Raw genomic sequence first — 6,715 nt, 5'->3', positions numbered from 1 at the left:
GTACTCATAGCGACTCAAGGTTCAGTTCCAATAATGACCGCATTTTGACTCATTCCTTCTTCTCAGATCTCATTTGATTAGATTTTCTCTCTATCACTGACTTATGGGTAAGAGACAGGACTTTAGTTGTGTGGAGGATGTCAAACTACTCAGTAACGTCAGTCCAGAGTCACACAAAAGGGAATAACTGCCGATAGAAAGAACTGGTTTTTCAGACTGCAACTAATTTTAATATATTTTATTATTTTCCCATGTCATTTTGCAACGAGTTGAGGATTTCTTCGGTCGTCTCCGCGATCACCTCCGCGATGAACTCGGCGTCCGACGCCGTCGGATCGCCGAGTCCACCCTGTTCAGTGATGTCGTCAAAGTAGGTATACTGTCGAGCTTCGAATCTAGCTTTTCGATTCTGGGGTTCTTTGCGTTCCGATTTCACAAGGTCGGGATAGAACAGTTCGATTATGCTTGTCTCGTGGTCACCCGCGTGGCCCCACTCTTCTCCAAATCGGTCTTGCAGTCGCTCGCGGGCGAAATTTGTCCAGTGGATAAAGAACGTCTTCACGCCATGATCACGTTGAATACGGTCGCCAGCGAGTTTCAGCGGGGCGCGGTTGCCGCCGTGGCAATTGAGCAAAATGAGTCGTTTCGCACCGTGTTCGGCCATTGACTGGGCTATTTCTACGATGACGTGCTGGTATGTCTCACCCGAGAGTGTAATCGTTCCGGCATAGTTCATGTGGTGCTCCGAATAGCTGTAGGGCAATGTCGGCAATCGCACCATGGACAGATCGTGTTCTGACGCAGATTCAACTAGTTCACGTGAGAGGGCTTCAGCCCGAAGTGTATCAACCGTCACCGGTAGGTGGAGGGAATGTTGTTCGGCACTTCCGGTCGGTAAAACTATAAAATCGGCGTCCGGAATTGCGTCCTCTGCCTCTTCCCACGTCATACCGCCGAGGTCGAACGGATTATAATCAAGGCGAACGGTCATCGGTCATCCTCCGCGATCCTTTTGCTGGTTGCCTCGATTTCGTCGTCGTTGAACGGCCAGCTTCCGGCGTTTCGCATCCCCACCTCATATCCCTGCTCAATGGTCGCATCACGAATATCTGTGATCGATTTCGAGGAAATTTCGCGGTCTTTTGCCGCGAGTTTGACGACCCCTGTGGCAAAAACGACGGCGAGGTCACGAAGGTCACGACGGTCAAGTTTATTAAGAGTGTCGCCGTGAGTGTGCCCCCAGCCCCGCCCGCTGTCTTCCGCAATGGAGCGTGCCTGCGCACCTGCGACGCCCTTCTGAACGAACGGCCAGTGGTCGCTGTGCGGACGGATGCCAGTGTTGATTTCGACTGGAACGCCCAGTTCGCCGTGCACTTCCTCAAACACCTCGCCGATTGGTTCAAAGCGTGCGTGTACACGTCGGCAGTTCGGGAATAGCCCGCGCCGTCCATGTTAAAAGTACATGATAACAATAGACCGAGTGGTCGACTGAGAAACGACACATGCGCCACGAACGTACAAAGCAGGTGGCTTACTCCTGACGTTGGCGGGAGTCATCGGCGCAATCGTCGGCCTTGGATTGCTTATCACGAGCGCCGGTATCTTAGTGCTCGGATTGAGCGGATTCGCTGCCGCGGTTTCCGGTAGCGTTGTCCTCGTGTTCTCGATCATCGAGTTCGCGGGTGGCGCGTCCGCGTAGCGAGGTCACAACTGGTACGGTAGTATGACCGCTGGCGTGTTGGGATTGGTGACGTTCTTCACGATGCCGTTCGACCTCATCGGAACGTTCCTCATCGCGTTCGGTGAGGGGCACGTTCGATCACGCGCGGGAGGCCGAAACGGTCGAAGAAAAGCGGGAGACGACCGAGTGATCCGGCCCAGGTGGGCGATTGGTCGTACCGGAGATTTTTCTCTCGAACGGAAACCACTAACTAGTGACAACACCGGTTGTTTTTATTGGGTGTCGCTTGCACCTTCAGAAGAGGATTGACCGATTGAGTGTCTAGAGGGTGTAGGACGGTAATTATACTTAATGGAATTCGGTTATTACCCCATTATTTGGCGATCATCCATGATTCGGACCACCGTAGATGAAATCATCAGAAGTATTATATTGGTTCTCGCTCTTCATTCTCTTCACCAAACGGTGTTACGTCATCGCGTATCACCATGACTCACCAACCAGATCACGATACAGATGCTGGAGACTTCGTAGCACGCATCAGTACTGAGACCACCTTCTTTCGTGACCTCGTCGAACACGCACTCGATGGTTTTGTCACCCTTGACTCAAGCGGAACCATCGCTTGGCACTGACTTCCCGAAGGTTGATACGGTCGCTCCTGATAGGTAAAAACATGCCAAACTTTCGACTGCGACGGAACGGATGGGCAACGGTCAGTCTCGGGCTCTCCGTGGCGTTCGCCGTCGTCGCATTCGCCTACTTTTCATTCGCGGGGGACCCGTTGCGCGGCGCAGTATTTGGACTCCTCATCTTGTTGGCTGGTGGATGGGAGTATCGACGGAAACTGCAGGATACCGTTGTCGCCGAGTCGTACGAGGCGGAAGCGGAGGCACAGCAGCGCAAGAATCGCCGATAGTCGGATTGATTTCAATGCGTTCGCGCGGTTAAACGACAGTGAATACGGTAGTCTTCCGGTGGTTTCATGCTCTGTGGATTGATATCTCCTCGCATGACCAAGAGCGACGAACCGATTGCGGCGATGGAATGGTTGCTCAATCGCTTTGAGGACGACGACGATGTCGCGTACGCCGAGGTGGGAGCTGTCTCGCAGGCAAAAACAGACCTCGTCGTGACCGAAGACGGTCCACGAGACGAACTTGCGTTCGACGAGACGGGCGTCTGGTGTCGCGTCTTCGCCGACGGCGCTGCCGACTATCGGTACACGGTGACTTTAAACGAGGAGGCGTTAGCCGACGTAGCGGACAGAGCGGTCCGCGGCGGCGAGTTCCTAGCACAGGCTGATCCCGCCCAATTCGACCAGTTCACCACTCACAGAGCCGTCCACGGTGGGTGGGCAACGGATCGAATTGACAAGGTATCGCTAGACACGAAGCGTTCGACCATCGAAGCGAGTCTCACGGCGGCGACGGATCTTGATCTCGAACGACTGTGGGTCAACTACTCCGACGCGCACATAGAGGAGACGGCGGCGACGACGACTGGAAGCACCGTTCGAACGACGCAGGACCGCGCGAGCGCGGCGTTCACCCTCGCGGTCCGAGACGGGCCGACGATTCGACGCCACACCGGATCCACTCGGGGCGCCGCGTTTCTCAACGAGCTCCCAGACGTATTCGAGTCCGCAGCCGCCGACGCACGAACGTTGACGCGAGCGGCGACGGCCGATGTGCCAACCGGCGAGACGACCGTCGTTCTGAGTCCGCAGGCGGCCGGGCAGTTGTTCGCGTTTGTCTCGCGCTACCTCGAAGCCGACATGGTTGAGATGGGGTTAAGTCCGTACGACATTGGCGACGAACTCGGTCCCGAGTCGCTGTGGATAGAGGATACCGTTCACGCCGGGTCGTGGGCTGCCCGCGGCTACGACGCCGAACTCCGGCCGACGACACCAGTGCAACTGGTCGAAAGCGGAACCGTGACCCGACATCTCCACAACACCGCCACCGGAGCCGAAGCAGACGTGTCCCCCACCGGGAACGCTGTCCACAGTCTCGGCTTCGGGCACCCACCACGAATCCACGCCCGCCACCTAGAGGTCGCACCTGGCAACACCAGCCGGGCAGCCCTCCGTGACGGGGGCGACATACTCGTTGAGCGATTCGACGAACCATGGCTTCGCGACGAATTTGAACGCGTTCAGCGGTCGGGCGTCATGCCCGCTAGTGCCCTCTACGCGAGAGATATTGACCGGAAGGTCGATGACCGAATCGACCGAGGCTCCGCCGAGTTCCCCATCGCTGAGGGCTACCGACTTCGGAACGGCAAACGCACTGGTCGTGCCGAAAGTCTGTCACTAGTATACGAGCCCTCGACACTCCGCAAGGTGACCGCCATCGGAGGTGTCCGCAGCACCGTCACGGGTGTCGACGATAAACACAAATCCCAGATTCCGTACGCGGTGACTGCGCCCAGCGTTCGCCTCCAGGCTAGTCTTCGCACTCAGAAGTAAGCCGCGGAGAGGAGTCAGAAGGAGGCTGCAAAACCCGCTTGGTAACGATACGTACCGAACAGAGCTCCCCCCGAAAACACTCCCACACAACGAACGTGTCGTCGAAGACAGAATTCCCGATGGATTTACGATCCACCTCTACGGAATTCTCGACCATCTGGATTGCCAGCGTCTCAGATAACCAACGAGCGAGGCGCCAGCTAACCGACTGACTCACGGAGATCATCAACTCACGATTAGTTATGTTTCACAAGGATACTGTAGAACGGCAGAGCGTTCGTCTCGCTACGCGACGGCGAATCGATCATGAAGGGCGGACCGCTCCCGTCGCATCGAGCCGATTATCCGGTCCGCACCTCGGACCGCGACACGTGCCCGAGACATTGACTTACACAGATAGTCGCCAGATAGACTCATGAAGCTCGGAACTGCAGAGTCAACGCCCGGTGCGGTTTCTACGGGCTACCTATCTGTCACTGATTTGCCGACAGGGCAGCATGAACAGATTCCTGTCGTCGTCGTTGAAGGAGAAGAACCTGGGCCGACGGTATGGGTGACCGGAACGATTCACGGCGATGAACCGACCGGAATGGAAGCGATACACGAGTTTGTAGCCCGAATTCGGGATGAACCACTCCAGGGAACCGTCGTCTGTGTTCCTGTGATGAATCCGTCTGGACTCAGGACGAATGCTCGGACCTCATACTATCACGGCGACGACCCGAACCGATACTTCGGTTTTGAGCGCGAAGACGGCGAGACGCCACCGAGCGTTCAGCAATTGATCTGCGAGCGGCTGTACGAGAAGATCAGCGCGAGCGCAGATGTAGTCATTTCACTTCATACGTCTTGGATTGCGACGTACCCATACACGATTCGACCGCGAGTGAGTTACGGGGAAAATCGAGAGAAAGCCGACGCTGTCGAGTTATGCGACCGTATCATTGAACTCGCCGACGCATTCGGTCTCCCTGTGGTCAACCAGTTCAGTCACGAGGAGACCGAGCAACGGTCGCTTGAGCATACGTTGACCGGGGCAGCCGTCGCAGACGGGATTCCGGCGTTCACTCCGGAACTCGGCGGTCGATTTGTCGTGGAACAGGATGTCTGTGAGGCGGCTGTCGTCGGGCTGTACAATGTGCTCCACGCCTCCGGCATGGTCGCCGAATCGGCGTCGTTCCCGGTGGAATTCGAGCTGCCTGCCGAGAACGATCTCAAACGTCTCGTCCACCCGCATACAAATACCGCTGGAATCGTTCAGTATAGAGTGCGGGAGGGGGAGACGGTCCAATCGGGACAGGCAGTCGCGGATATTGTCACTCCCCACGGGGAGATGAAGACACGAGTGAACGCAGAACACTCAGGGTACATCCTCAGTCTTTACGAGGGCGTTGCAGTCTACGAAAACGATCCACTCCTCGATATGGCCGTACCAGACGACGAACCGCTGCTACAAGAGCGCTGAGACTAGCCACATTCGTGAACTGCTCGGGTTCACGCCCCGAGGCACTCGCCTCGAATTTTTTGTCACAACTCCCAAAATTGCAGAGCGGCTACGATAGCCAATTCGAGGTGACTTACCTGTCTTACGGAGGTTATATGATTGCAGGCGAGAATTTCACGCCCTTAAGGGCGTGAATGAATCGCCGTCTTTGTTCACTTTCGACGCGCGGTAAAGTCTTAGACGCTCTCCACGCGTATCTCTCGGTGTCGATTTGACGGTACCCCATCGGATTTTGACAGTCCGAAAACTGGCAGTTGGCTCGGTGCTTGCCTCACCAAAGAGTAAGACCTCTGACAGAAGGTCGACACAAAACAACCAAGTAATTCCGAGCCTCGTCCGTTTCTCGGACGAAATAGAAGTACCGGCCACGTGGCATGGCCAGCAGCTCGTTGGGGTTCGAACCGTAAACATCCCAATGAACCACCCATTGGTGGGTGTGGGAGGCCCGCGTCTTTAGGCCTGTCTCTTACCCACAAGTGCTAACGCCGCAGCTGACGAACCGAGGCTGTAAGATGCGGCATGGTTCACATAGTTGGCGGCCTGATATAGATGATGACGGAGAGTTGTGTGACATGGATGTATCAGGTTGGATTCGAGGAGAGTTTCGCTCGGCAGACTTTGGGGACAAGCGCCTCACCGATCGACTGGTGAAGGTTGGTGATGAACTCGGCAGTTCACCTGCCGAGTCCATCCCCGCTGCCTGCGAGGACTGGGCGTCCACAAAGGCTACATACCGATTTTGTGATAATGACAGTGTGGACCCAGCCGACATCCGCTCCGCTCACAAGCAAGCTCAACGATCACGAGTGAGTCAGTTAGACGAACTCGTGATCGTCTCCGATACGACTGAACTCGTCTTTCCGAGACATCCATCCAAGGAGGGACTTGGCGACATTGGCAACTCTGAGATGGATCTCGAAGGCGTCAAAGCCCACTCAACAATCGGTACTTCCCAACCGATGTGAGAACTGAAGCTAAAGCGTTAGTCTAATTAGGAAGATGTCTGGTTGAGTGAATGTGTTCAATATCCCTCAGCCAGACGGTGCTCTTTCGGACTCGG

6 protein-coding genes and 1 pseudogene are annotated in these 6,715 nt (G+C 55.8%); 5 read left to right on the top strand and 2 right to left on the bottom strand.

Annotation, left to right across the window (positions count from 1 at the left end; translation table 11 throughout):
- Nucleotides 1-241 precede the first annotated feature (241 nt).
- A complete protein-coding gene (locus tag ACR3FF_RS25130; protein WP_458190849.1) occupies nucleotides 242-991 on the bottom strand; it encodes a creatininase family protein in 750 nt (249 codons plus the stop codon).
- Nucleotides 988-1,386 (bottom strand): M28 family peptidase, encoded by a 399-nt coding sequence (locus tag ACR3FF_RS25125; protein ID WP_458190848.1) that lies wholly within the window; start codon nucleotides 1,384-1,386, stop codon nucleotides 988-990. Before ACR3FF_RS25125 ends, ACR3FF_RS25130 begins: the two co-directional genes overlap by 4 nt.
- Nucleotides 1,387-1,543: 157 nt before the next feature.
- Between ACR3FF_RS25125 and ACR3FF_RS25120 the strand changes: the two genes are divergently transcribed.
- The 5 genes and pseudogenes from ACR3FF_RS25120 to ACR3FF_RS25100 all read left to right on the top strand — a co-directional run.
- Complete coding sequence (locus tag ACR3FF_RS25120) at nucleotides 1,544-1,699, top strand: hypothetical protein (RefSeq protein ID WP_458190847.1); 156 nt, start codon at nucleotides 1,544-1,546, stop codon at nucleotides 1,697-1,699.
- Nucleotides 1,700-2,357: 658 nt separating this feature from the next.
- Nucleotides 2,358-2,600 (top strand): hypothetical protein, encoded by a 243-nt coding sequence (locus ACR3FF_RS25115; protein WP_458190846.1) that lies wholly within the window; start codon nucleotides 2,358-2,360, stop codon nucleotides 2,598-2,600.
- Nucleotides 2,601-2,693: 93 nt separating this feature from the next.
- Complete coding sequence (locus tag ACR3FF_RS25110) at nucleotides 2,694-4,151, top strand: metallopeptidase TldD-related protein (protein ID WP_458190845.1); 1,458 nt, start codon at nucleotides 2,694-2,696, stop codon at nucleotides 4,149-4,151.
- Between the two features lie 481 nt (nucleotides 4,152-4,632).
- A complete protein-coding gene (locus ACR3FF_RS25105) occupies nucleotides 4,633-5,616 on the top strand; it encodes a succinylglutamate desuccinylase/aspartoacylase family protein (RefSeq protein WP_458190844.1) in 984 nt (327 codons plus the stop codon).
- Nucleotides 5,617-6,167: 551 nt separating this feature from the next.
- Nucleotides 6,168-6,602, top strand: a pseudogene (locus tag ACR3FF_RS25100) (IS4/Tn5 family transposase DNA-binding protein); the annotation flags it as partial.
- Nucleotides 6,603-6,715: the final 113 nt, after the last annotated feature.

Source organism: Haladaptatus ordinarius, assembly GCF_054177595.1.
The sequence above is the reverse complement of the archived record's forward strand: the minus strand, read 5'-3'. Positions and strand labels throughout refer to the sequence as shown.